The sequence below is a fragment of the Curtobacterium sp. AG1037 genome (assembly GCF_003349855.1).
GTDB lineage: Bacteria > Actinomycetota > Actinomycetes > Actinomycetales > Microbacteriaceae > Curtobacterium > Curtobacterium citreum.
The window spans coordinates 252538-276123 of the sequence record NZ_QQAO01000005.1 but is presented as its reverse complement, the minus strand read 5'-3'; the positions used below and the strand labels follow the sequence as shown (position 1 = coordinate 276123).

Sequence of the window (23586 nt, the reverse complement as noted above, 5' to 3'; positions counted from 1 at the left end):
CACGCGGTGCGCGCAGCACCAGCAGCGCCGCGCAACACCGGCAGCCCGCAGCGCAGCAGCCAGCGCGTCAGCGCCGCAGGGTCTGCTTCGGGTACTCCCCGAACCGCCGCAGGTACTCACCCGAGAACCGGCCCATGTGCGTGAACCCCCACCGCACCGCGACGTCCGCGACCGACACCGTGCCCGGCTCGGACCGCAGCAGGTCGTCGTGGGCGCGGCGCAGCCGGACCTCGCGCAGGTACTCCATCGGCGTGCGCTCGAGCACCCGCTGGAAGGACTCCTGCAGCCCGCGGACGCTCAGGTCCGCCGCCCGTGCGATGTCCGACACCGTGAGCGGCTCGTGCGCGCGGGAGTGGATCGTCTCGACGGCCGCGCGGACACGGACGTTCCGGTGCTCGCCCCAGCCGACCGGGGCCGTCTCGCCGTGGAAGCGGTACAGGTCGAGCAGGGCGCGGACGACGTCGCGCTGCGCCTCGTGCCAGGCGAGCGACTCGGCACCCTCGTCGCGCAGCGCCCGCACCGAACCGCCGACGGCCGTCCGCCAGCGGTCCACCGAGGCGGCGTCCGGCGGGGTGAAGCGGTCGAACGCGAGCGTGCCGTCGACCAGGTACCGCTCCGACGCGACGTCGAGCACCAGGTCGCGGTCCAGGTGCACGAGCCGCTGGTCCCAGTCGCGGTACTCCATGTCGAAGCGCTGCTCGATCGGGAAGAGCGTCGGGACACCCGGCTGCATGCGGACCGCGTTGCGCCCCACGTCGACGGTCGCGGACCCCGAGTCGATCCACTGCACGACGACCTGCCCCTCGACGGCGACGTCGCCGCGCAGGGAGCCGTGCATCTGGGAGCGCCGGATGCTCATCCGGTCGTCGCCGATCGCCACGTAGCGGTACCAGTAGTCGTCGTCGACGTGCGACGAGTGCCAGGACTTGCCGGCGTACATGCCCGCGAGGTCGGCGACCGCCGCGTCGGTGTCCGTGCCGGACACCGAGACCAGGGACCGGGGTCCCTCGTTCGCCGTGGAGGTCATCGGCCCAGCCTCCCCCCGCGTGCCCGGACCGCGCAGCGTGTCGCGTGGGTCGGACTCGTCGGTCGCGTTCCGCGGACAAGGGCCGCGCGCGCCGGACAGGCGGGATGACGAACGGGAGGCGCGGTGCCAGCCGGCACCGCGCCTCCCGTCCGTCGACTGGTCGCGTCGCGGACGCGACCCGTCGTGCTGACTAGGCCAGCGTCGCGGTGTCGATCACGAAGCGGTACCGGACGTCCGAGGAGAGCACGCGCTCGTAGGCCTCGTTGATCTGGTCCGCCGAGATGAGCTCGGTCTCCGGCAGGATGCCGTGCTCGGCGCAGAAGTCGAGCATCTCCTGGGTCTCGCGGATGCCGCCGATGGCCGAGCCCGCCCAGCTGAGGCGACGCGGGATCAGGGCGAAGGCGGGGACCTCGAGCGGCTCGGACGGGGCACCGACGTTGACCATCGTGCCGTCGACCTTGAGCAGGCTCAGGTACGCGCCGACCGGGATCTTCGCCGAGACCGTGTTGATGATGAGGTCGAACGAGCCGCGGAGCTCCTCGAACGTCTTCGGGTCCTTCGTCGCGAAGTGGGCGACCGCGCCGAAGCGGAGCGAGTCCTCCTGCTTCGAGGTGGTCTGCGACAGGACGGTGACCTCGGCGCCGAGGGCCGACGCGATCTTCACGCCCATGTGGCCGAGCCCGCCGAGGCCGACGATCGCGACCTTCTTGCCGGGGCCGGCACCCCAGTGGTGCAGCGGCGAGTACAGGGTGATGCCCGCGCACAGCAGCGGGGCGACGCGCTCGATGTCGAGCGACTCCGGGACGCGGAGGACGAAGTCCTCGTTCACGACGACGGCCTCGGAGTAGCCGCCCTGGGTGATCGATCCGTCGGCGGGGTCGACGCCCGCGTAGGTCTGGATGTTGCCCTTCAGGCAGTACTGCTCCTCGCCGGCGACGCAGTTCTCGCACTCGCCGCAGGAGTTCACCATGCAGCCGACGCCGACACGGTCGCCGACCTGGTGCTTCGTGACGTCGCTGCCGACGGCGGAGACGTGGCCGACGATCTCGTGGCCGACGACCTGCGGGTACTGGATCTCGCCCCACTCGCCGCGGACGGTGTGGATGTCCGAGTGGCAGATGCCGGCGTAGGCGATGTCGATCTCGACATCGTTCGGGCCGAGGTCACGGCGGGTGATGGTGGTCTTGACGAGCGGCTCGGTGGCCGACGGTGCCGCGTACGCGTTGACGGTGCGCATTGGTCTCCTCGTGGTGGTGCTTCGCGGGCCGGGTGCGGCCCGCCGACCAGTGTGGTCCCGCGTCCTGGGGACAGGGGGGTTGCGATGGGGTCCCCCTGCCGGGAGCGGGCGGGCGTGTCCCAGGGGTGCGGGGCGGGCGCCGAGTCGCTCGGCGCTTCGCGCTCAGCGCTCTGCGCTTCGTGCTCAGCCGACGAGCCGCGCGAGCCGCTGGCCCGCCACCGTCGCGAACCGCAGCGGGTCCCGCAGGGCGTCGTCCGGCTCGCCGGTCGTCTGCGTCGCGAGCACCACGAGTGAGGCCGCGGCCGTGAAGGCGTCGAGCGGAGCGTCCACCTCGCCGGCCACGAGCAGCGCCGAGGCGGCGGGAGCGTGCGCGTCCCGGAGCGACAGCACGACCGACGGCACCTTGCCCGCCGCGCTCTGCTCGTCGAAGCGGCCCTCGCCGGTGACCACCACGTCGGCCCCGCCGAGCAGTCCGGGCAACCCGAGCAGGTCTGCGACCGCACGGGCTCCGGGGACGAGCGTCGCACCCCAGGCGAGCAGCCCGAAGCCGACTCCGCCCGCGGCTCCGGCCCCGGGGGTCGTCGGGTCGACCGCGGGGAACCGGGCGGCCCACTCGGCCAGCCGGGCGTCCACCGCGCCGATCCGGTCGACCGCCAGGCCCTTCTGCGGGCCGAAGACGGCGGCGGCGCCGGTGGGTCCGAGCAGCGGTGAGACGACGTCGGTGAGCACGACGACCCCACCAGGGGGCAGCGGCCGGAGGCCGCCGGCGGCGGCGCTCGCCGCGCCGCCCGCGCCGCCCGCGCCGCCCGCGCCGCCCGCGCCGCCCGCGCCGCCCGCGTCCAGCCCCAGCGCCTCGAGCACCGGTCGCCCGCCGTCGGTCGAGGCGCTCCCGCCGATCCCGAGCACGAGCCCCGTCGCACCGGCGTCGAGTGCCGCGGCGATCGCCTCGCCGAAGCCGCGGCTCGTCGCCGTCTCCGGCCGCAGCACGCCGCCGAGGAGCGGCAGTCCGCTCGTCGCCGCGAGCTCGACGACAGCCCGGCCGTCCGGCAGCCGCAGCCAGTGCGTGTCGACCGGCTCGCCGTCCGGCCCGGTCACCCGGACCGGCACCCGTTCGGCGCCCGGGTACGCGACGGGGAACGCGTCGAGCGTGCCCTCGCCCCCGTCGGCCATCGGCACGAGCACCAGGTCGTCGTCGGGACGCTCGGTCAGCCAGCCGTCCCGCACCGCCCCCGCGACGTCGACCGCGGTCGCGGTGCCCTTCAGGGAGTCCGGAGCGATGACGACGCGCACCCGACCACGCTAGCGGGATCCGAGCGCGAAGCGGGGGTGCGGCGCCCCACCGGTCGCCAGGTCCGCCACCAGCTCGCCGAGCAGCGGCGCGAACTTGAACCCGTGCCCGGAGAACCCGGTCGCGACCGTCAGGGGGCCGCGTCGGTCGATCACGAAGTCCTCGTCGGGGGTGGTGTCGTACAGGCAGCTGATGAAGGTCGGCCGGCTCGCGTCGACCCCGGGGACGTACCGCGCCACGTAGGCCTGTAGGCGCGCGGCTTCGTCCGGTCGAGGGGCGAAGTCCCGGTCGTCCGGGTCGACGACCGGTCCCGTCCCGTGGAACCCGACCTTGACGCCCTCGCCCGGGGTGAGCAGGCCGTACACGTCGTCGCCGTCGGCCCAGTGCACGAAGCTCGGCCATGCCTCGTCCGGCAGGTGGCTGGGGAAGTGGGCGGGCTGCTCCTGGGTGACGCGGACGGCCGGGAGGCGCGCCCCACGTCCGGCGAACACCCCACCGACCAGCGTGGGGGCCCACGACCCGGCGGCCGCGACCACGGACTGGGTGCGGACCGTCCGTGGTGCGTGGGAACCCTGTTCGTCGCTGTCCAGGGTCAGGGTGAGCTCGCCGTCGTGGTCCTCGACCTGGGTGACCCGCGTGCCGAACCGGAGCTCGGCGAGGCCGGTCCGCTCGGCGAGCCGCAGGAAGGTCTCGATCGCGACCGCCGACCGGATCCGGCCCGCCGTCGCGTGGGCGAGGACGTGCCCCTCGAACGCGATCCCCGGCCAGCGTGCCGCGGCGTCGGCGGGGGAGAGGCGCTCGTGCGGGATGCCTCCGTCCGCCAGCGCGGCGGCGATCGCGTCGACGACCTCGGGACGCCCGTGGTCGACCGCACCGGTCCGGTCGAGCAGCGTCTCGCCCGACTCCCGCTCCAGCGCGTCCCAGAGCGCGAGCGCCCGGGTCGTCAGCGCGACGTACTCCGGGTCGGCGTAGCCCTGCCGGAAGATCCGGGTCGCCCCGTGCGACGATCCCCGGTCGTGGCCGCGGGCGTGCTGCTCGATGAGCAGGACCCGCTCGCCACGGGCCGTCAGCGCCCACGCCGTCGCGGCGCCGACGACCCCACCGCCGATCACGACGTGCGTGGTGGAGGTCGAGGGCGCGGTGCTCATGCGCCGAGGGTAGCCGTGCTCAGTAGGCGATGCGGCCGTTCCGGTCGTGGAACTCGCCCGTGGGGCCGTCGGGACCGACCGTCGCGAGCGCGACCGTCGCGTCGGTGCCCTCGGTGACGGTCTGGTGGCCGCCGTACCCGTTGAACGCCGTCGCCGTGTACCCGGGGTCGCTCGCGTTCACGCGGAACTCCGGCAGGTTCTTGGCGTACTGCACCGTGAGCGCGATGAGGGCCGCCTTCGACGCCGCGTACGGAACGGCAGCGACCGGGTACTCGTCGTGCCCGGGGGTCGTCAGCCACCGCGTGAACCCGACGCCCGACGCGACGTTGACGATCACCGGGGCGTCCGACCGCCGGAGCAGCGGGAGCGCGGCCTGTGTCACCCGGACGACCTCGGTGACGTTCGTGTCGAGCACCTCGGCCATCGCGGCGGCGTCCAGGTCGTCCACCCCGGACACGGTGCCGAGCACACCGGCGTTGTTCACGAGGACGTCGAGCTCGGGGACCTCGGCGAGTGCCCGGTCGACGCTCGCCTGGTCGGTCACGTCGAGCTGGACGACGTGCGCGCCGAGCGCCCGGACGTCGTCGGCGCGGTCGGGGTCGCGCACCCCGGCGTACACGGTGTGGCCGGCTTCGAGCAGGCGGCGGGTGGTCTCGAGACCGAGGCTGCGGTTCGCCCCGGTGATCAGTGTCGTGGTCATGCCCCGAGCCTGCTCCTCGGTCCTCGCGCGTCCCAGGCCCTGCGCGACGGTGGGACCAGCGGTACCAGGACCACGGTCGGGATCGGCGGCATGATCGTCCCGTGGACGAGTTCGCGAACGTGCTGCGTGCCTGGCGGGACCGGGTCCGACCGGAGGAGGTCGGACTCCCCGCGGGGTCGGGCCGACGGACGCCGGGACTCCGACGCGAGGAGCTCGCGGCGCTCGCCGGGGTGAGCGTCGACTACGTCGTCCGCCTCGAGCAGGGCCGTGCGACGAACCCGTCGCCGCAGCTGCTCGGTGCCCTGGCCACCGCCCTCCGCCTGAGCCGCGAGGAGCGCGATCACCTGCACCGTGTCGCGGGCGCCGCCACACCGTCGCGCGGAGTCGTCCCGCGGCACGTCACCCCCGGGGTGCAGCGGATCGTAGACCGGCTCGGCGACGTGCCGCTCGCGGTCTTCACGGCGGCGCACGACATCGTCCTGTGGAACCCGCTCTGGGCCGCGATCGACGGCGACCCGACCCGGCGGACCGGTCCGGAGCAGAACCTCGTGTGGCGGCACTTCACCCGGGGACACGAGGGCGTGGAGTGGGACGCCGAGCACGAGGAGGCGTTCTCGAGCGATCTCGTCGCCGACCTGCGGCAGGCCCTCGGCCGCTACCCCGCCGACCGCGGTCTCGCCGACCTCGTCGCGGCCCTGCGCCGGACCTCGCCGGAGTTCGAGCGCCGCTGGGACACCGGCCGGGTCGCGCAGCACCGGACGAGCCGCAAGGTGGTGCACACCCCGGTCGGCCCGGTCACCGTGGACTGCGACGTGCTCACCGTGCCGGACAGCGACCTGCGCATCGTCGTGTACACCGCGGTGCCCGGATCGCCGGACGCCGCCGCGCTCGACCTGCTCGCCGTGACCGGGCTCCAGGACTTCCCGGACAGGAACGCCCGCACGGTGTAGGCGAACACACATCTGCGCGACCTACGGTTCCGGGAAGCGCGAACGCGTGTACTCCCGGACCGGTCGAAGGACCGCTCACCTCGAAGAGATCGGTCCGATGACGACGATCCCGCTCGCCCCCGGCTTCACCCGCACCCGTCCCGGGAACGGCGGCCGCTCCGGCACCTCCACCTACTCCGCACTCCTCGCGCAGGTCAAGGACCACGGTCTCCTGCGCCGCCGCACCGGTTTCTACTGGTCGCTGTTCGGCGGCCTCGTCGCCACCCTCGCGCTGGCCTGGGTCGTGTTCTCGTTCCTCGGTGACTCGTGGTTCCAGCTGATCGTCGCGGGGGTGCTCGGTGTGCTGTTCACGCAGTTCGCGTTCCTGTCGCACGAGGCCGCGCACCGCCAGGTGTTCGCGTCGCAGAAGTGGAACGACCATGCCGGCCGCTGGGTCGGCACGTTCCTGGTGGGCTTGAGCTACTCGTGGTGGATGAACAAGCACACCCGCCACCACGGCAACCCGAACACCGTCGGCAAGGACCCGGACATCGCCCCCGACGGCATCCGGTTCCTGCCCGAGGACGCCGCCGCGGCGAAGGGACCGTTCATGCGGACCTTCCTGCGGTTCCAGGGGTGGCTGTTCTTCCCGCTGCTCACGCTCGAGGGCGTGAACCTGCACCGGCACGCGGTGGTCTCCGTGGTCCGTGGTGCCGGTGGCCGTCCGGACACCAAGGGTCGGGTGTTCGAGGGCACGCTGCTGGTGGCGCGCTTCGCGATCTACCTGACGGTGGTGTTCTGGTTCCTGCCGTTCGGGATGGCGTGCGCGTTCCTGGGTGTGCAGCTGGCGGTGTTCGGGGTGATGATGGGCGCCTCGTTCGCGCCGAACCACAAGGGCATGCCCACCATCGCGCACGACGCGAAGGTCGACTTCTTCTCCCGGCAGGTCCGGACCTCCCGCAACATCCGTGGCGGCTGGTGGGTGTCGTTCCTGATGGGTGGTCTGAACTTCCAGGTCGAGCACCACCTGTTCCCCTCGATGCCCCGGCCGGCGCTGAAGCAGGCCCGCCTGCTGGTCCGCGACCACTGCGAGACGCTCGACGTGCCCTACACCGAGACGACGCTGCTGCGCTCGTACGGCATCGTCGTCCGGTACCTCAACCGGGTAGGACTCGCCGCACGCGACCCCTTCGCCTGCCCGATGGTCGCGCAGATGCGGATCCACTGACGTGAGCGGGGAGCGGATCTCACCGTTGCACTGGAGCTCAGATGACACCGAGCTATGGACTGCGACGGACGATGCCGGAGCGGTCGTCGGCTCCGTCATCGCTGCAGGCGACTACACAGCGGTGACCTTCGATGGCTCAGTTCACGGCACACACCACTCGCTCGAAGCCGCACAAGACCAAATCGACGCCTGGCACCGCTGGACCACCAGCACCTGACCGGCAGCCATCCACATCAAGGCGACAACCGGCTCGGACCGGGGGGCGGCAGAGCCGCTACAGCTCTTCGCGGCACCTCTGGTGTGCCTACTCATCTGCGGTGCCGAGCACCGGGACCGGTTGGGGGAAGGGCGCTGATTCTCCATCGCGCATCCGTGAGAAAGTCTTGCGCGGCAAGGTCGCCTGCGTCCTCGAGGGCGTCCTCCGGCGCGGGCTCCAACAGGACCGGGATCGCCGGAGCGAGCATGAGCTGCACCGTCACCGGTAGTCCAGCATCATCAACGGTCGGCACTGTAATGGTGTCAGCGACCGCGGCTTGCGCCAACGAGGCGCTGTAGGCCAGCACCACTTTGCCGACCATGTCGCTGACGAGGATACGGGTATGCCCGTAATGGAGGTACTGCACGATCAACCGCTCTCGCCGCGGGACAAAGCGGATTGAGAAGACGGCGACCGTGAAAATCATCCCCGACGCGCCCAGTCCAACGACGCTCCTGAACCGTACGCGCCGCTCCCGGAGGCACACCCAACGGTGTCCCTCATGCGCGGGTCGAGGAGACGCACCGGTGGCTGGAACGGTCATTGCGGTGCTCAGACGCGCCGGGCGATGTCGGCTCCTCAGCGCGTTGTCGACACGCGAACGCTCAACTCGCAGAAGGTCCTTTGGCCATGACCTCGCAGCGATCGGCCTGAAGCCGCTGGTGACGAGGACAAGCGCGGAGCCGGCCATGCCGATCGTGCTTGACCTCTGTTCAGTCTCGAGTCACGTTCATCGCAGCGGACGATCGGATCAGGGCGTCCGCTGACGGCCTGACGCACCCCAGCTTCACCGCCTGTCGACGGACGCCCGGTCCGGGTTAGCCAGGCGACGCGAAGGAGTGTGCCGGCACACCTCAGATCAGTCAGATCCATCAGACGGATACCTCGACCGCGTCACGGGCGCCTTCACGATCAACACCGTGATCCCGCTTGACCAGCGAGGCGTCCGGTGGTCCATCGGCGATCCGGACCCTGTATCCGCAGAGAGCGGGCTTGAGCCAGATACTGATGTGATGGCATCACCGCTCGTCTCCGATGTTGCTCACTCCGGCCTCAGCGTGGCCGACCTTGATGACGCGTCGGCACTGTGGTGCTCCGGTCTTGGGTTCACGCTCGAGCGCACCTTCACGCTCGACGTGGACGTCACGGCGGCGACCACCGGCGTCCACGAAGCGGTGATCCGCGCAGCGACGGTGACCTTCGGGCCTCACCGGATTGAGTTGCTGCAGTACGACCCAACCCGCACACCTGGGGCCGCTGGTTCGCCCGCATTTCTCGGCACGGTGCACATAGCGCTCACGGTCACGGACCTCGATCGTGCGCTCAAGCTCTGCGTGCGACACGGCTGGCAACCGGTCGGGACACCTCACCGGATGGCTGGTGGCACCCGCGCCGGCACAGCGAAGATGGTCTTGAGCCGTTCCGAGGGTTGAGTGCCGACCGAGAGATCTCGCGACGGGCAGCTGAAGTTGGAGTGGCGCCAGGTGTGGCCGTGCATCAGATGCATCGCAAGCGGTGGCCTCCTTGTGACTCCGGAAACCACTTGTTCGTGGAACTGAGCGGCACGTTCAATGCCTGACGACCCTCAGTAGCCGGTCCTCGACACGCGGCCGTCCACCCAGCGCCGCGTTGCCGCTACCGCCACCAGGCATCCGGGATCGGCTGTCGCACATAGGTGGTCCGCAAGCGATCGCGGTGAAGGGACGCCATCCGGACGGGCATCGCCCCCCCCGAGAGCGCCGCAGGCTTCCTCCTGAGAGGCATCGGCCGAGGGCGACCCGACGAGGCTGGAGCGCGATCGCTCCGATGCCCGATCGTCTCCGGGGCGCCGCCGAGAACAGGCCGCCGACGACCGATGGGCAGAAGTCGCTTCCAGGGGAGAGAAGGAGCGGAGATGCCGGGAGACGCCCGAGAAGCGCCAGATCCCACAGAGAGCGAGTGACGGGAATCGAACCCGCGCTACCAGCTTGGGAAGCTGGAGTTCTACCATTGAACTACACTCGCGCATCCCGCCGAGCGGGACGCAGCAAGCCTAGCGGATTCCAGCCTGGATGCCAGCCGTGCATCCGGCCGCGCGTCGCGCGGCGGACCCGCCCCGTGCCTCCAGGCCGTTCGTTGGGTCTCCCCTGTGAGGTGCCCCACCTGACGGACATGTGTCGTCGCCGTGTGTACCGTCCAGGTGGATCGAGCCCCCGACGCGAGGAGGACCCGGATGGTCAGGCATCCCCTCATCGACGACGTGGTCGGCCCCGCCATCGTGGTCCGGTCCGCCTCGCCGGTGGTCTGGTTGACCGAGTCGCTGGCCGCCCTCCTGCGTCGCGCCGCCGAGTCCGGACGCACGGTCGTGCTCCGCACCGGCCGGGAGGCAGCACTCACTCCCGCCCTGCGGCACGCGCTGGGCGCGCACCACGCCGCGTGGGCCGTGGACGAGGCCGACGGATCGCTGCGGGACGGGCGGACGGGGGTCGCCGCCTCCGGCGTCGAGGCCTTCGCCGAACACGGACCCGAGCTGGTCGGCCCGCCGTCGCCGGCGCACCCCGAGGTCGCGGACTCGGTCCGGCAGATCAGCATCGACCTGACGCTCCGCCACCACGCGGACCGCGCCGTCGACATCGGCACTGCGATCGAGGCGCTCTGCGACACCGTCGGCACGTGTCCGACGCACTGGGGCACGAGCGAACCGCTCACGGTGCCGTGGGACCGATGGGTCGTGACGCAGTACGCCAAGCACGAGGCACCCGGCGTGTCGACGTCGTACGCGGTGGGCAACGGGTTCTCGGCGACGATGACCGCGCACCTGGTGGACGGCGTGGTCGTGGAGACGATGTCGGCGGTGCTGACGATCCCGGAGGACGGCGCGGACCCGGCGCTCGCGTCGAAGCTCCTGGACGCGGTGCACCGGGTTGCGGACGAGGTCGAGCCGGTGTTCGGCGTCGTGATGCAGCGACGCGGGGACGCGGACCACCTGGTCCGGGCGGCCTCGCACGGCGAACCGTCGCCCCTCGCGGTCGTGGTGGGTGCCGAGGCCACGGCGTTCCTGGACCGCGACGGTGTCTGGCCGCCCGCGCGCACGACGACGTCGGTGTTCGGCGGCGGGGGACTGGTCGTGCGGTTCGACGACGGGTGGGAGGCGCTCGAGGCGTTCCTGGACCGGATCGACGAGGACCGTTTCCTGCAGCTCGTCGGCGGTGCGCCGCTCGACCCCGCGCACGACGACGGCGCCCTCGACGGACACGACCGAGGCGAGCACGCCGGGTCGCAGCGCACCGGTGGACAGCGGGGCGGTCAGGGTGCCGCGTGACGTGACGCTCCTCTGCCGCGGGCCGGTGGAGACCCGTGACGTGGCCGAGGCGTTGCTCCTGCACGACGAGACCTGGGGGGTGCGGGCGCTCGACGACGGTCCCGTGCTGCAGGTCTGCCGGGACGCGGCGACGCCGGTGATCACGGTGCTCGGGGTCCGGCGGGTGGACTCCATGGACGAGGTGCGACGGATCCTGCCGGACGCCCCGTCGCTGTCGACGCCGCTGTGGTGGGTCGACACGGTGACGCCGATCGGCGCCGCGGGGGAGCAGGGTGTCGCGGCCGCACTCGAGGCGTCGATGGACCTCGACGCGTTCTGCATCGTCCACGGCGACTAGCGCCGCGCGGCTGCTGCCGGGACGGTTCCGGGCCGGTCAGTCGCGGTCGTGCATGGCGGCGAGCCGCTCGTTGTACGCCTTGAGGTCGGCGTCGCCGTCGCGGTCGGCCTTGCGGTCGAGGCGCTTGGCGTCCCGCTTGTCCGTGCGCACCCAGTTCCGCACGACGAGCAGGGCGACGAACACCATCGGCAGCTCGGAGGCGCCCCACGCGATCCCGCCCCCCGTGTGCTGGTCGGCGAGCAGTGCGGCGTCGTCCGTCTGTCCCAGCGCGTGGAACCAGTCGATCGCGAACACGGACTGCGAGGTCATGACGGCGACGCCGAAGAACGCGTGGAAGGCCAGCGTCGCGAGCAGCGCGATGATGAGGATCGGGTAGGCCGGACGCTTCGGGCCGGGGTCGACGCCGACGAAGACCCAGAAGAACAGGTAGCCGCTGAACACGAAGTGCACGACCATCGCGACGTGCCACTCGTGGGACTGCATGGCGTACTGGTACGCCGGCGTGAAGTAGAACACGACGAGGGACCCGGCGAAGATCACCCCGGCGACGGCGGGCTTCGCGAGGAACTGCATGTACCGCGAGTGCGTGAAGAGCATGAGCCACTCGCGGGCGCCGCGGGAGCCGTCGTTCCGGACCGGGAGCGTGCGGAGGGCGAGCAGCACCGGACCGCCGAGCACGAGCGGCAGCGGCACGAACATCATCAGCAGCATGTGCTGGACCATGTGCGACGAGAAGTGGATCATCCCGTAGACCGCGGGGCCCGCCGAGGTGGTCCAGATGAACAGCGCGCAGCCGAGCAGCCATGCGATGGTCCGGCCGACGGGCCAGGAGTCGCCGCGCTGCTTGAGCTTCCGGACGGCGAGCAGGTACCAGCCGGCCCCGACGACGGCGAGCGCGAGCCACACCCAGTCGATGTGCCACTGCGTCAGGTACGTGTGCAGGGTCTGCGCCGGCGGGTACGGGAACCCGATGAGTCCGGAGCGGGTGTCCTCGCCGGTCTCCGGCGTCTGCGGGATCGGCGGCTGCGAGCGGGAGACGGCGACCGAGACGCCGATGGCGACGGCCATGAAGACGATCTCGGCCAGGGCGAATCGGACGAACAGCCGACGGTCGAGGGGGTCGCGGAGGAGCCCCGGCACGAGCTTCCGGCGCTGCACGACACCGGCGAGCCCGAGCAGCACGAGCACGGTGACCTTCACGGTGATGAGCCAGCCGTACGTCGTCGTGACGAGGTCGAGCGGGCCGGTCAGCCGGAGCGAGGCGTTCACGATGCCCGAGAACGCGACGGCCGCGAACGCCCAGCCCGCGAGTGTGGAGTACCGGGCGACGACGCGTCCGGTGGCGCCCTTGGTCCGGGAGCGCAGGACGACCACGGCGACGAGCCCGCCGGCCCAGACGCACACGGCGACCAGGTGCACCGCGAGCGAGTTCACGGCGTTCGCGTGCTCGAGCGACCCGGCCGCGTGACCGGACAGGGCGAGCGGCAGGAGCGCGAAGAGCCCGAGGACCGTGGCGACGGCGAGCGTCGTGGCCCGGGTCGCGAACGCCGCGACGACCGTGGCGGCCAGGACGGCGACGGCCGACACCACGAGGGCCTGGCCGATCTCGACCTGGAACGCGAACAGCAGGAAGTTCCGCGCGAACACCGGGCTGGTGAGCGGCACGCCGAGGGTGTTCGCACCGGTGAGCACGATCCCGACCACGGCGGCGAGGAACCACACGGCCCCGGCCGACGCCGCCCAGCGCGCGGCGCGGTGCTGCACGCTCGACATCGCGCCGTGGTCCTGCTTCTTGGCGGGGAGCGCGAACGCTGCCACGACGAGCAGACCGATCGTCAGGGCGGCCGTGGTGTCGTGCACCACGCGGGCGACCGGCAGGCCGTACTCGACGAGCTCACCCGCCGAGACGAGCTGCTGCCCGGCGGTGAACGCACCGGTGACGGTCATGCCGAGCACGGCGCACGCGACGGCGAGCGGGATCGCGATGACGAGGACCGTCGCGACGGTGGAGTTCCGGCTGGCGACGGGGGCGGGGTCCGGTGCCGTGTCCCCGGGCTGCGTGGCGGCTGACGTGACGGTCATGACCGTCCAATGGTAGGTCGCCCACCTGACACCCGGCTCCCGTCAGTCCCGCTGCTCCCAGATGCCCTCGCTGCCCACCCCGACAAACCCGACCGCCTCGTTGACGTCGAGCATCGGCCGGTTCTCCTCGGCGTTGAACGTGATGATCGACGGCCGCCCCGGGAAGTCCCGTTCGACGGTCTCGATCCCGACCACCTTGAGGAGCCACCCGAGCCGGTGCCCCCGGTGCTCCCGCAGCACGAGCGTGTCCCACTGCATCACGGCGCGGGAGGCGTCGTGCGGCACCTTCAGCTGGCTGAAACCGGCCAGGGTGGTGCTCGGCACGTGCTCGACGGCCACGGTGAGCATGGTGTGCGGGCCGTCGGCGAGCTGCTCCTCGGACTGCCGAACACGGTCGGCGGTCCACACGTCCTCGGGCTCCGCCATGTCGCCGGACGGGGCGTCGGTGCTCATCCGGGTGTGCAGCAGCGCGACCCCGTCGAGCCAGACGTCCGGCGTGCGGTCGGTCCACGTGTGGACGCGGTACTCCGGCCCGGCGGCCGAGGCTGCGCGTTCGTGCAGGGCCCGGACGACCGACGCGTCGGCCGGCAGCCCGAGCCGGCTGATCCGGTTCACCTGACCGAAGTGCCACCCGCGGCCGGTCAGGAAGCGCACGCCGGCCTCGTCCTCGGGGACCGCGCCGGAGCCGGTCGGCGCCGGGACGAACCCCGGGCCGGTGGCGGGGCCGACCTGCCGCGACACCGCGTAGGTCTTGCGCTGCGTGCGGCCCTCGGCGCGGGCGAGCCCCTCCAGGTGGTCGGCGAGCAGCGTCCCGATCCCGCGGCGCTGCCGGTCCGGCCGGACCCCGACCGCGAGCCAGCAGTTCGTGGTCCCGGGCTCGGTCTTCGTGTCGTACGACCCCGCTCCGACGACCGAGCCGTTCGGGTCCCGCACGACGAACAGGCGGCTCGGCGACCCGGGTTCGTGGCACATCGGCAGGTACTCGGCCGGCTTCCACGACAGCTCGGTGAGTCCGTGCACGGCGACCTCGGCGGCGTCGGAGACCGCCAGCCAGTCGCAGAACGCGCGGACCCGCTCGGGATCGTCGTCCATCGTCGCCGGCACGACGAGTTCCTCGACGGTGTACGTGCTCATGGTCGGTCCCCCACTCGGCCGGTCGGACGGCCGTCGTCCGCCGCCCGGAGGGCAGCCGAGCAGCATACCGACGGCGGACCGCCTGCCGCTAGGCTTCCCACCGTGCTGCTCTCCGACCGCGACATCACCGCCCAGCTCGCCGAGGGCCGGATCGGGCTCGACCCGTACGACGCCTCGCTCGTCCAGCCGTCGAGCATCGACGTCCGGCTCGACAAGTACTTCCGGCTGTTCGACAACCACAAGTACCCGCACATCGACCCGGCCGAGGACCAGCCCGAGCTCACCCGCCTGGTCGAGACCGACCCGGACGAGGCGTTCGTGCTGCACCCGGGGGAGTTCGTCCTCGGCTCGACGTTCGAGGTCGTCACGCTCCCCGACGACATCGCGGCCCGGCTCGAGGGCAAGAGCTCGCTCGGTCGCCTGGGGCTCCTCACGCACTCCACCGCCGGCTTCATCGACCCGGGCTTCTCCGGACACGTGACGCTCGAGCTGTCGAACGTGGCGACCCTGCCGATCAAGCTCTGGCCGGGCATGAAGATCGGCCAGCTCTGCTTCTTCCAGCTGTCCAGCCCCGCCGAGAAGCCCTACGGCTCCGCCGAGTACCAGTCGCGCTACCAGGGGCAGCGTGGCCCGACGCCGTCCCGCTCGGCGCTGAACTTCCACCGCGCGGACGTCTCGCAGCGCGACGCCTGACCCGGATCCCGCGTGCACATCGGCACGCGGGAAATGTTGCATGCTGTGTATCGTGGCGGCATGGTCGCTCCACCCCCAGACGCGGCGCCGCCGGTGGCGGCGTCCGACATCCTCCGTGAGGCCCGGATGCGGGCTGGGCTCACCCAGGTGCAGCTCGCCACCCGCGCGGGCGTCACGCAGAGTGTGATCAGCACGTACGAGAACCGCCGCCGCGAACCGTCGTTGGCCGCCCTGCAGCGGCTCGTCCGTGCCGCCGGGTTCGAGACGGTCCTCGACCTGCGTCCGGTGCCGGACCCGCCGTCGCTGCGCGAGCGGGTCGCCGCGCTCCGCGAGGAGCTGGTCGAGGTCGTCGAGTCCTTCGGGGCCGCGAACCCGCGCCTGTTCGGCAGCGTCGCCCGCGGGGACGACGGGCCACGCAGCGACGTCGACCTGATGGTCGACCTGGAACCGGGCACGGGGCTCTTCAGCCTGCTCCGCATCCAGGACGCCGCCGAGCAACTGCTCGGGGTGCGCGTGGACGTCACCGACGCGGCCGGGATGGGCGAGGACGCCCGCCGCGATGCGGTGCCGCTGTGAACCGCGACCTGCGGCACCGGCTCGACGACCTGGTGCACGCGTGCGGGCTCATCCAGGAGTACGTCGCCGACGACGCTCTGCCCGAGACCCTGGTCTACGACGCCGTGCGCATGCGCCTGGTCGAGATCGGTGAGGCGGTCCGCGCGCTCCCCGTCGCGGTGACCGCGTCCGAACCGGGCATCCCGTGGTCGCGGGTCTCGTTGCTGGGGGAGCGGCTCACCCGCCGGTACTTCGACACGACGCCGTCGGTCGTGTTCGGCACCGCCCGGACCGACGTCCCGACCCTGTGCGCGGCGGTCCGTCGGATGCGCGACACGCACTGCGGTCCGGTCCGGCCTGACGAGTGACCGGCTGACGCGCGATCGGTCGCGACGCGACCGGGAGCCGGACGGGAGGCACGTGGCGGGCCCGCCACGTGCCTCCCGTCCGTCTCGTCCGCACCCTGCGGACGCGGGACGGCCCCGTCTCGCCGGAGCGAGACGGGGCCGTCGGTGCTGGTGCTGCTGTGGTGCTGTTGCGGAAGGGGATCAGCCCTGCTTCGCGAGGTCCTCGAGGGTGCTGTTGCCCTTGTAGGCCTCGACCGCGTTCTCCTTGGTGACCAGGACCGGGGTCAGCTCGACGGCCGGCACGATCTTCTTGCCGTTGTCGTTGTTCTTGTCCTCGGTGGTCTTCGGGGTCTTGCCGTCGGCCAGGTCGGACACCAGGTCGATGGCGGCCTGCGCCTCCTCCGTGGTGTTCTTGTAGATGGTCGAGTACTGCTCGCCCTTCATGATGAGCGGGATCGAGGCGGTCTCGGAGTCCTGACCGGTGACGACCGGGTTCGGCTTGCCGGCGGCCTTGGTGGCCGTCAGGATCGCGCGGGCCAGGGTGTCGTTCGGCGACAGGACGCCGTCGAGCTCGGCGCTCGTGTACGACTTCGTCAGGATGTCGGTCATGCGCGACTGGGCGTTCTGCGCGAGCCAGCCCTGCGTGTTGGTCTGCGAGAACGAGGTCTGACCCGACAGGACCTTGAGGGTGCCGTCGTCGATCTTCGGCTGGAGCACGTCCATGGCGCCGTTGAAGAAGACCTTCGCGTTGGCGTCGTCGGGCGAGCCGGAGAAGAGCTCGATGTTGTAGGGGCCGCTCGACTTCTTGGCCTTGAGGCCGTCGAGCAGGGCCTGCGCCTGCAGCTGGCCGACCTTGAAGTTGTTGAACGCGACGTAGTAGTCGACGTTCTCGGTGTTCAGGATGTTGCGGTCCCAGGCGATGACGACGGCGCCGGACTTCTTGGCGGCGGACACCTGCGTGCCGAGCTGCGAGCCGTCCGCCGCACCGATGATGATGGCCTTCGCACCCTTGGTGACCATCGACTGGATCTGGCCCTGCTGGTCCGGGACCGGGTTGCCGGCGTTCGCGTACTGGATGTCGGCCTTGAAGCCGGCGTCCTCGATCGACTTCTCGAACGCGGCACCTGCGAGGACCCAGTTCTGCGAGGTCTTGGCGGGCAGGGCGACACCGATCAGGTCGCCCTTCTTGATCTGGACGTTCGAGGCGCCGGAGGTCGACGAGCCGGAACCGGTGTCGTTGCCACGGGCCGAGCAGCCGCTGAGGGCGAGGCCCGCGACCAGTGCCAGACCGATGCCGGCGATGAGCTTCTTGCGCATGAGATTGCTTTCTCTTCGTTGAGGAGTGGAGCGGTGTTGGTGAGGGGATCGTGCGGGCGGCCACCGGAGCGGCCGCCCGCCACGCGTTACTGGATGTTGACCTTCTCCGGCTGGTCCTCGATGGACCGCGGCTGCTGGGCGGCCACCGTGTTCTGCTCGGTGTCCTTGCGTTGGAACTGCTTCAACATCCCGCCGATCAGGGACGGACGACCCTGCGACTTCGAGTACACGTCGAAGGCGACGGCGACGAGGAGGACGAGACCGCGGATGATCTGCACCTTGTTGGACTCGAGGCCCACCAGGGAGAGACCGTTCGACAGCAGGGCCATGACGAGACCACCGATGATCGAACCCGAGATCGTGCCGATGCCACCGGCGACCGCGGCGCCACCGACGAACACGGCGGCGATCGCGTCGAGCTCCCAGCCGGTGCCGTCAGCGGGGCCCGAGGCACCGGAGTAGCCGACGAACACCATGCCGGCGACGGCGGCCAGGACCGACATGTTCATCATCACGAAGAAGTTGACCTTGCGGGCGCTCACGCCGGACAGGACCGCGGCGTTCGCGTTGCCACCGACGGCGTAGACCTGACGGCCGAAGATCGTGTTCTTGGTGAGGAAGCCGTACAGGATGGTCAGGACGCCGAGGATGATCGCGACGATCGGGATCGAGGTGCCCGCCGGGCCGTGCCCGAACAGGTACGTGGCGACCAGGGTGACGGCGACCAGGATGCCCGTGCGGACGATCGAGACCCACAGCGGGACGAGCTCGGCCTGCATCTTCTTGCGACGCTGGCGGCCGCGGAACTCGAGGAAGACGAGCACGAGGCAGGTGATGATGCCGAGGATGACCGTGCCGTTCGAGAACCCGAAGTCCGGGCCGAAGTCGTGCAGGAAGCCGTTGCCGATGGTGTTGTAGTCGTTCGGCGTCGGGACCGACGTCGAGTTGCCGATGATCTGGTTCGCACCGCGGAAGATGAGCTGACCGGCCAGCGTCACGATGAAGGCCGGGACCTTCACGAACGCCACCCAGAAGCCCTGCCAGGCACCGACCGCCGCGCCGACCGCCAGGCCGAGCAGGATCGCGGCCCATGCCGGGAAGTGCCACTGCGACATCGACTGCGCCACGATGATGCCCGTGAACGCGGCGACCGAGCCGACCGACAGGTCGATGTGCCCGGCGATGATCACCATGACCATCCCCAGCGCGAGGATGAGGATGTAGGAGTACTGCAGGAACACGTTGATGATGTTCGTCGGCTGGAGGATGAGGCCGTCGGTCCAGATCGAGAAGATGATCAGGATCGCGATGAGGGCGATGATCATGCCGTACTGGCCGATGCTGTTGCCCTTGCCGAAGAGCAGTTTCAGGTTCTTCATGAGACGGTGGCGCCCTTCCGCGCGGAGGTCATGCTGCGCATGAGCGTTTCTGGATCGGCCTGGTCGGCGGGGACGTCAGCCGTGATCTGGCCCTCGAAGATCGTGTAGATCCGGTCGGAGAGGCCGAGGAGTTCGGGGAGCTCGGAGGAGATGAGGATGATGCCCTTCCCCTGCGCCGCGAGCTGCTGGATGATGCCGTAGATCTCGAACTTCGCGCCCACGTCGATGCCGCGGGTCGGCTCGTCGAGGATCAGCAGGTCCGGGTCGGTGAACATCCACTTGGACAGGACGACCTTCTGCTGGTTCCCGCCGGAGAGCTTGCCGACGTTGTCCTCGACCGAGGGCACCTTCGTGCGGAGCATCTTGCGGTACTTCTCGGCGACGTCGTACTCCTGGAGGGAGTCGACGACACCGCCCTTCGAGATCTTCGGCAGGTCGGCCGAGACCGTGGAGCGCTTGACCGTGTCGAGCAGGTTCAGTCCGAGCGCCTTGCGGTCCTCGGAGACGTAGCCCAGGCCGTTCGCGATCGCCTGCTGGACGTTCGCGATCTTGACCTCGTGACCGTCCTTGATGATCTGGCCGTCGACGAAGTTCCCGTACGAGCGCCCGAAGATGCTCATCGCGAGTTCGGTGCGGCCGGCGCCCATCAGGCCCGCGAAGCCGACGATCTCGCCGCGGCGGACGTGGAAGTTCGAGCCCTTGGCGACCAGGCGCGAGGGGTCCTGCGGGTGCTGCACGGTCCAGTTCTTGACCTCGAAGAACACCTCGCCGATCTTCGGCGTGCGGTCCGGGAAGCGGCTCTCGAGCGACCGACCGACCATCCCGCGGATGATGCGGTCCTCGTTGACGCCGTCGCCCTTGACGTTCAGGGTCTCGATCGCCTTGCCGTCACGGATGATCGTGATCTCGTCGGCGATCTGCTCGATCTCGTTCAGCTTGTGGCTGATGATGATGCTCGCGATGCCCTTGCCCTTGAGGCCGACGATCAGGTCGAGCAGGTGCTGCGAGTCGTTCTCGTTGAGCGCGGCGGTCGGCTCGTCGAGGATGAGGAGCTTGACGTCCTTGTGCAGTGCCTTCGCGATCTCGACGAGCTGCTGCTTGCCGACGCCGAGGTTCTTGATCTGCGTGTCGGGGTCCTCGTCGAGGCCGACGCGGGCGAGCAGGTCCTGGGCGCGCAGCTGGGCGCTGGTCCAGTCGATGACGCCGAAGCGGCCGGGCTCGTTGCCGAGGAACAGGTTCTCGGTGATCGACAGCTCGGGGATGAGCGCGAGCTCCTGGTGGATGATGACGATGCCGGCCTGCTCGGACTGCTTGATGTCCTTGAAGCGGACCTCTTCGCCCTCGTAGACGATCTCGCCGCTGTAGGTGCCGTACGGGTAGACGCCCGACAGCACCTTCATGAGCGTGGACTTGCCGGCGCCGTTCTCGCCGCAGATCGCGTGGATCTCGCCGGCGCGGACGCTGAGCGACACGTCCGAGAGCGCCTTCACACCAGGGAACTCCTTGGTGATCGAACGCATCTCGAGGATCGTCTCGGCGCTGGTGACGGACCTGGTGGCCAGGTCCGGTCCCTGTGGGGTTGACGCCACGGTGCATCTCCTTCTGCCGCTGCAGTGCGGCAGTCCTTCGGGTGGTGAAGCTGCGGCAACGGGGGCACAGGAGTCCTGTGTGGACCTCGTTGTCGCGTCCGGTGTCCTCGTCGTGTGACGGTCATGTGACCGTTCACATCGGCGGAACGGAGGTAATTTACGCACAGCCCCGACGCGGCTGTCAATTCGGATTGGTCGCGTTTGTGTAACGGCCCGTGTGATCTGGCGCATCACGGTCGCGCACCACCCCCGAGGTGGGGTGGTGGACCTCCGGTCCGCGCGCGCCGGGTGGGCGCGACGGGCATCTGTGGAGCAGCAACTGTCGGGCCCGGTGGCGGCACCCGACGTCTGCTGCTCCACGGACGGACGGACGGACGGGAGGCGCGGGGCGGGCCCGCCCCGATCCTCCAGGCCGGTGGTGGGTCGCGTCAGCGACGCCGGGGCGCGCCCGTCGAGCCGCGCACGACCAGCTGGGGGACCAGGTCCACCGGGCGGAGCGCCTGCTCCGCGGCGGGCAGCAGCAGTTCCACGCACCGGCGGCCGAGCTCGGGGAAGTCCACCTGCACGGTGGTGAGCGGCGGCCAGAGGTGCTTCGCCTCGGGGATGTCGTCGTAGCCCACCACGGACAGGTCACCCGGCACGTCGAGCCCGTAGGAGCGCGCCGCGTGCATGACCCCGAGCGCCATCGCGTCGTTCGAGCAGAAGATCGCCGTGCAGTCCCGGTACCGCAGGAGCTCCCGACCGGCGTGGTAGCCGAAGTCGGCGGTCCAGTCGCCCAGGATCGGCGGGACGACGGGCATGTCCCGGTCGCTCATCTCGCGCAGGAAACCCTGCATCCGGGCCTCGGCCTCGATCCAGTCCCGCGGCCCCGCGATGTGCCGGACGTACTCGTGACCCAGGTCGAGCAGGTGCGCGGTCGCGAGCCGGGCGCCCTCCATCTGGTCCACGAACAGGGTCGAGGGGCCGTCCCCGACGCTCGTGCGCAGTGCCACGTAGGGCGTCCGCATGCCGAGTTCCTCGATGAGGTCGAACACGCGCTGCTGCGGCGCGATCACGATGATCCCCTCGACGTCCTGGTCGAGCAGGTGCCCGAGGCCGTCGCGCACGGCGGTGTCCGTCGCGTCGGCGATGTTCGACGTCGTGACCGAGTAGCCGCGGGTGACGGCGGCGTCCTCGATCGCCTGCATCGTGGCTGCCGGACCGTAGTGCGACCGCTGCGCCGTGAGGACGCCGATCGTGTGCGTCCGGCTCGTCACCAGCGCCCGCGCGGCCCGGTTCGGCCGGTACTGCAGCTGCTCCATCGCGGCGAGCACCTTGTCGCGGGTCTCGGCACGGATCGCGTCGGAGTTGTTGAGCACCCGCGACACGGTCTGGTGCGAGACGCCGGCGACCCGCGCGACGTCGCGGATGCTGGGCGAGCGCGGTTGCTGTGTCCGCGGTGACGCCATCGTTGCTCTCTCCCGCCCGGGGCCGTGGCACCTCGATGTGCACGTTCACATTCCGAGCCAGATCATTATGCACGTCCGGGGACTGCACGCCAGCCGACTTGTCGAAGTCGCGGGTCGTGCGCTACGGTTCACGGCGTATCCGGTATGTCACCACCGGGTCGCACAACTGCAGATCGGCCGTCCGCCCGAGGACGGCAGTCGCTCCAGACCTCAGAGAACAGCGGCACCCGCAGCACACCACGTGCTGGGGGTGCCGCTTTTTCGTTGCCCGTTCACCCCCCCCGATCCACCACGAAGGAGTGGTCGTGACCCGTGCCCGCACCCTGACGAGCTTCGTCGTCCTGTCGATGACCGGAGGCGTCATCTTCCAGGTCGCCTACATCCGGTTCGTGTTCCTCGCCGACACCGCGCATGCGCTCGGGCTGTCGGTCCAGCGCTACGGCGAGGTGACGTCGGTGTTCGGCGCCGTCGCCGTGGTGATGTACTTCTGCGGCGGCTGGTTCGCCGACCGGTTCCCACCGAAGGTGCTCATCGTCGTGGCACTCGCCGGCATGGGCGCCGTCGACCTGTACCTCGCATCGGTCCCCGGCGAGACCGGGGTCGTGGTCGCGCACGTGCTGATGGCGGTGCTCGGCATGGGGCTCTACTGGTCGTCGCTCGTCAAGCATCGTGTCGATGCTCGGGTCCGCGGACCAGCAGGGCACGCTGTTCGGCTGGCTCGAGGGGGTCCGCGGGATCACGTCGACGATCGTCGGGTTCGTCGGCGCCGGGATCGTCGCCGCCGCGATCGCCGAGACCGTCGGGGTGCTCTGGGTGATGCGGATCTACGGCGTGCTCTGCCTGCTGTCCGCGGTGCTCGTGCTGGTCGTCGTCCGGACCGATCGCAGTGCCCTCGCGCAGGTCGACCGGCAGGCGGTGTCCCTCCGGGAGCTCGCCGCCGCGGTCCGGAACAAGTACACCTGGCTCATCGGCGGCTCGATCATGCTGATGTACTGCTTCTACACGCTGCTCGGATACCTCACACCGCTGCTGCAGGACGGCTTCGCGGTGCCCGTCGTGCTCCTCGGGGCGATCGGGGTCGTCCGGACCTACGTGTTCCAGATCGTCGGGGGACCGGTCGGCGGTGTGCTCGTCGACCGGTGGACGCGGTCCTCGCCCGCGTTCCTCCGATGGGCCTTCGTCGTCGCAGCGGTCAGCGCCGTCGGGTTCCTCGTCCTGCCGCACGACCCGGCGCTCGTCGGGGTCGCCGTCGCGCTCATGGTCGTGATGTGCCTGGCGGTCTTCACCTCGCGCGGCGTCTACTGGGCGCAGGTCGGCGAGGTCGAGGTCCCGCTCGCCCAGCGCGGCGGTGTGATCGGCCTGGCCTCCGGCATCGCGTACCTGCCCGACGCCTTCCTGCCCGCACTCGGTGCCTGGTGGGTCGGCGACCCCGCGAACGGCGTGCCGCAGCAGGGCGGCGGCTACACGGCCATGTTCGCCGTGCTCGTCGTCGCCGCCGTGCTCGGCGTCCTGCTCACCACCGTCACGATGCGCGTCCGCGCGCGTGACCTCCGCAGCCGTCCGGCGGACGACGTCGTCGTCGCCGCCTGAA

21 protein-coding genes, 1 tRNA gene and 1 pseudogene are annotated in these 23586 nt (G+C 70.7%); 10 read left to right on the top strand and 13 right to left on the bottom strand.

The genetic code is table 11. The features are described from left to right. Positions 1-67 precede the first annotated feature (67 nt). The 5 genes from DEU32_RS09880 to DEU32_RS09860 form a co-directional block, all read right to left on the bottom strand. Positions 68-1027 (bottom strand): helix-turn-helix domain-containing protein, encoded by a 960-nt coding sequence (locus tag DEU32_RS09880; protein WP_114850361.1) that lies wholly within the window; start codon positions 1025-1027, stop codon positions 68-70. A 190-nt stretch (positions 1028-1217) separates the two neighbouring features. After that, positions 1218-2264, bottom strand: coding sequence for an NAD(P)-dependent alcohol dehydrogenase (locus tag DEU32_RS09875; protein ID WP_058743303.1), 1047 nt, complete (start codon positions 2262-2264; stop codon positions 1218-1220). Positions 2265-2447: 183 nt separating this feature from the next. Then, a complete protein-coding gene (locus tag DEU32_RS09870) occupies positions 2448-3554 on the bottom strand; it encodes a glycerate kinase (RefSeq protein ID WP_114850360.1) in 1107 nt (368 codons plus the stop codon). 9 nt (positions 3555-3563) lie between these two features. Beyond that, positions 3564-4700, bottom strand: coding sequence for an FAD-dependent oxidoreductase (locus DEU32_RS09865; RefSeq protein ID WP_114850359.1), 1137 nt, complete (start codon positions 4698-4700; stop codon positions 3564-3566). A 19-nt stretch (positions 4701-4719) separates the two neighbouring features. After that, a complete protein-coding gene (locus DEU32_RS09860) occupies positions 4720-5400 on the bottom strand; it encodes an SDR family NAD(P)-dependent oxidoreductase (protein ID WP_114850358.1) in 681 nt (226 codons plus the stop codon). Positions 5401-5501: 101 nt separating this feature from the next. Between DEU32_RS09860 and DEU32_RS09855 the strand changes: the two genes are divergently transcribed. Further along, entirely contained in the window at positions 5502-6350 is an 849-nt protein-coding gene (locus tag DEU32_RS09855) for a helix-turn-helix transcriptional regulator (protein WP_114850357.1), read from the top strand. A 97-nt stretch (positions 6351-6447) separates the two neighbouring features. Next, complete coding sequence (locus DEU32_RS09850; protein ID WP_114850356.1) at positions 6448-7557, top strand: acyl-CoA desaturase; 1110 nt, start codon at positions 6448-6450, stop codon at positions 7555-7557. A 308-nt stretch (positions 7558-7865) separates the two neighbouring features. Here the strand turns inward: DEU32_RS09850 and DEU32_RS09840 are convergent, their stop codons facing one another. Beyond that, positions 7866-8240, bottom strand: coding sequence for a hypothetical protein (locus tag DEU32_RS09840; RefSeq protein ID WP_114850354.1), 375 nt, complete (start codon positions 8238-8240; stop codon positions 7866-7868). A 586-nt stretch (positions 8241-8826) separates the two neighbouring features. Here DEU32_RS09840 and DEU32_RS09835 point away from each other — a divergent pair. Further along, positions 8827-9246, top strand: a complete 420-nt coding sequence (locus DEU32_RS09835; protein WP_141860087.1) for a VOC family protein — start codon at positions 8827-8829, stop codon at positions 9244-9246. Positions 9247-9746: 500 nt separating this feature from the next. On the opposite strand, the gene DEU32_RS09830 is transcribed toward DEU32_RS09835, so the two are convergent. Further along, a tRNA-Gly gene (locus DEU32_RS09830) sits at positions 9747-9817 on the bottom strand. A 208-nt stretch (positions 9818-10025) separates the two neighbouring features. On the opposite strand from DEU32_RS09830, the gene DEU32_RS09825 reads away from it, so the two are divergent. Together DEU32_RS09825 and DEU32_RS09820 are read left to right on the top strand one after the other, a co-directional pair. Continuing rightward, positions 10026-11114 (top strand): DUF6177 family protein, encoded by a 1089-nt coding sequence (locus DEU32_RS09825; RefSeq protein ID WP_114850352.1) that lies wholly within the window; start codon positions 10026-10028, stop codon positions 11112-11114. Between the two features lies 1 nt (position 11115). Continuing rightward, positions 11116-11451 (top strand): hypothetical protein, encoded by a 336-nt coding sequence (locus DEU32_RS09820; protein ID WP_141860092.1) that lies wholly within the window; start codon positions 11116-11118, stop codon positions 11449-11451. 36 nt (positions 11452-11487) lie between these two features. On the opposite strand, the gene DEU32_RS09815 is transcribed toward DEU32_RS09820, so the two are convergent. Together DEU32_RS09815 and DEU32_RS09810 are read right to left on the bottom strand one after the other, a co-directional pair. Next, positions 11488-13533, bottom strand: coding sequence for a cytochrome c oxidase assembly protein (locus tag DEU32_RS09815; protein ID WP_114850350.1), 2046 nt, complete (start codon positions 13531-13533; stop codon positions 11488-11490). Positions 13534-13575: 42 nt separating this feature from the next. Continuing rightward, complete coding sequence (locus tag DEU32_RS09810; protein WP_180225750.1) at positions 13576-14667, bottom strand: GNAT family N-acetyltransferase; 1092 nt, start codon at positions 14665-14667, stop codon at positions 13576-13578. Between the two features lie 102 nt (positions 14668-14769). Here DEU32_RS09810 and dcd point away from each other — a divergent pair, with 102 nt between their 5' ends. The 3 genes from dcd to DEU32_RS09795 are packed head-to-tail and all read left to right on the top strand — an operon-like array spanning position 14770 to position 16283. Further along, positions 14770-15360 (top strand): dCTP deaminase, encoded by a 591-nt coding sequence (gene dcd / locus DEU32_RS09805; protein WP_058743010.1) that lies wholly within the window; start codon positions 14770-14772, stop codon positions 15358-15360. Positions 15361-15420: 60 nt separating this feature from the next. Then, positions 15421-15936 (top strand): helix-turn-helix domain-containing protein, encoded by a 516-nt coding sequence (locus DEU32_RS09800; protein ID WP_181819255.1) that lies wholly within the window; start codon positions 15421-15423, stop codon positions 15934-15936. Then, positions 15933-16283: a DUF86 domain-containing protein gene (locus DEU32_RS09795; protein ID WP_114850347.1), complete on the top strand. Its 351-nt coding sequence runs from the start codon at positions 15933-15935 to the stop codon at positions 16281-16283. The genes DEU32_RS09800 and DEU32_RS09795 overlap by 4 nt, the downstream gene beginning before the upstream one ends. A 180-nt stretch (positions 16284-16463) precedes the next feature. On the opposite strand, the gene DEU32_RS09790 is transcribed toward DEU32_RS09795, so the two are convergent. The 4 genes from DEU32_RS09790 to DEU32_RS09775 form a co-directional block, all read right to left on the bottom strand. Beyond that, on the bottom strand, positions 16464-17579 hold the full coding sequence (locus tag DEU32_RS09790) for a sugar-binding protein (RefSeq protein WP_114850346.1): 1116 nt from the start codon (positions 17577-17579) through the stop codon (positions 16464-16466). An 86-nt stretch (positions 17580-17665) separates the two neighbouring features. Beyond that, positions 17666-18958 carry a multiple monosaccharide ABC transporter permease gene (gene mmsB / locus DEU32_RS09785; RefSeq protein WP_114850345.1) on the bottom strand — a complete coding sequence of 431 codons (1293 nt, stop codon included), beginning with the start codon at positions 18956-18958 and terminating at the stop codon, positions 17666-17668. Next, complete coding sequence (gene mmsA, locus DEU32_RS09780) at positions 18955-20478, bottom strand: multiple monosaccharide ABC transporter ATP-binding protein (RefSeq protein WP_114850344.1); 1524 nt, start codon at positions 20476-20478, stop codon at positions 18955-18957. The genes mmsB and mmsA overlap by 4 nt, the downstream gene beginning before the upstream one ends. Before the next feature lie 497 nt (positions 20479-20975). Continuing rightward, on the bottom strand, positions 20976-21995 hold the full coding sequence (locus tag DEU32_RS09775; protein WP_114850343.1) for a LacI family DNA-binding transcriptional regulator: 1020 nt from the start codon (positions 21993-21995) through the stop codon (positions 20976-20978). Positions 21996-22030: 35 nt separating this feature from the next. On the opposite strand from DEU32_RS09775, the pseudogene DEU32_RS17680 reads away from it, so the two are divergent. Next, a pseudogene (locus DEU32_RS17680) lies at positions 22031-22591 on the top strand (hypothetical protein); the annotation flags it as partial. A 79-nt stretch (positions 22592-22670) separates the two neighbouring features. After that, positions 22671-23585, top strand: a complete 915-nt coding sequence (locus DEU32_RS09765) for an MFS transporter (protein ID WP_147281441.1) — start codon at positions 22671-22673, stop codon at positions 23583-23585. Position 23586: the final 1 nt, after the last annotated feature.

Coding starts and splice junctions, on each gene's coding strand:
- DEU32_RS09880 (WP_114850361.1), bottom strand. CDS start 1,027: ATGACCTCCACGGCGAACGAGGGACCCCGGTCCCTGGTCTCGGTGTCC.
- DEU32_RS09875 (WP_058743303.1), bottom strand. CDS start 2,264: ATGCGCACCGTCAACGCGTACGCGGCACCGTCGGCCACCGAGCCGCTC.
- DEU32_RS09865 (WP_114850359.1), bottom strand. CDS start 4,700: ATGAGCACCGCGCCCTCGACCTCCACCACGCACGTCGTGATCGGCGGT.
- DEU32_RS09860 (WP_114850358.1), bottom strand. CDS start 5,400: ATGACCACGACACTGATCACCGGGGCGAACCGCAGCCTCGGTCTCGAG.
- DEU32_RS09850 (WP_114850356.1), top strand. CDS start 6,448: ATGACGACGATCCCGCTCGCCCCCGGCTTCACCCGCACCCGTCCCGGG.
- DEU32_RS09840 (WP_114850354.1), bottom strand. CDS start 8,240: ATGATTTTCACGGTCGCCGTCTTCTCAATCCGCTTTGTCCCGCGGCGA.
- DEU32_RS09835 (WP_141860087.1), top strand. CDS start 8,827: ATGGCATCACCGCTCGTCTCCGATGTTGCTCACTCCGGCCTCAGCGTG.
- DEU32_RS09825 (WP_114850352.1), top strand. CDS start 10,026: ATGGTCAGGCATCCCCTCATCGACGACGTGGTCGGCCCCGCCATCGTG.
- DEU32_RS09815 (WP_114850350.1), bottom strand. CDS start 13,533: ATGACCGTCACGTCAGCCGCCACGCAGCCCGGGGACACGGCACCGGAC.
- DEU32_RS09810 (WP_180225750.1), bottom strand. CDS start 14,667: ATGAGCACGTACACCGTCGAGGAACTCGTCGTGCCGGCGACGATGGAC.
- DEU32_RS09800 (WP_181819255.1), top strand. CDS start 15,421: ATGGTCGCTCCACCCCCAGACGCGGCGCCGCCGGTGGCGGCGTCCGAC.
- DEU32_RS09790 (WP_114850346.1), bottom strand. CDS start 17,579: ATGCGCAAGAAGCTCATCGCCGGCATCGGTCTGGCACTGGTCGCGGGC.
- mmsB (WP_114850345.1), bottom strand. CDS start 18,958: ATGAAGAACCTGAAACTGCTCTTCGGCAAGGGCAACAGCATCGGCCAG.
- mmsA (WP_114850344.1), bottom strand. CDS start 20,478: ATGCGTTCGATCACCAAGGAGTTCCCTGGTGTGAAGGCGCTCTCGGAC.
- DEU32_RS09775 (WP_114850343.1), bottom strand. CDS start 21,995: ATGGCGTCACCGCGGACACAGCAACCGCGCTCGCCCAGCATCCGCGAC.
- DEU32_RS09765 (WP_147281441.1), top strand. CDS start 22,671: ATGCTCGGGTCCGCGGACCAGCAGGGCACGCTGTTCGGCTGGCTCGAG.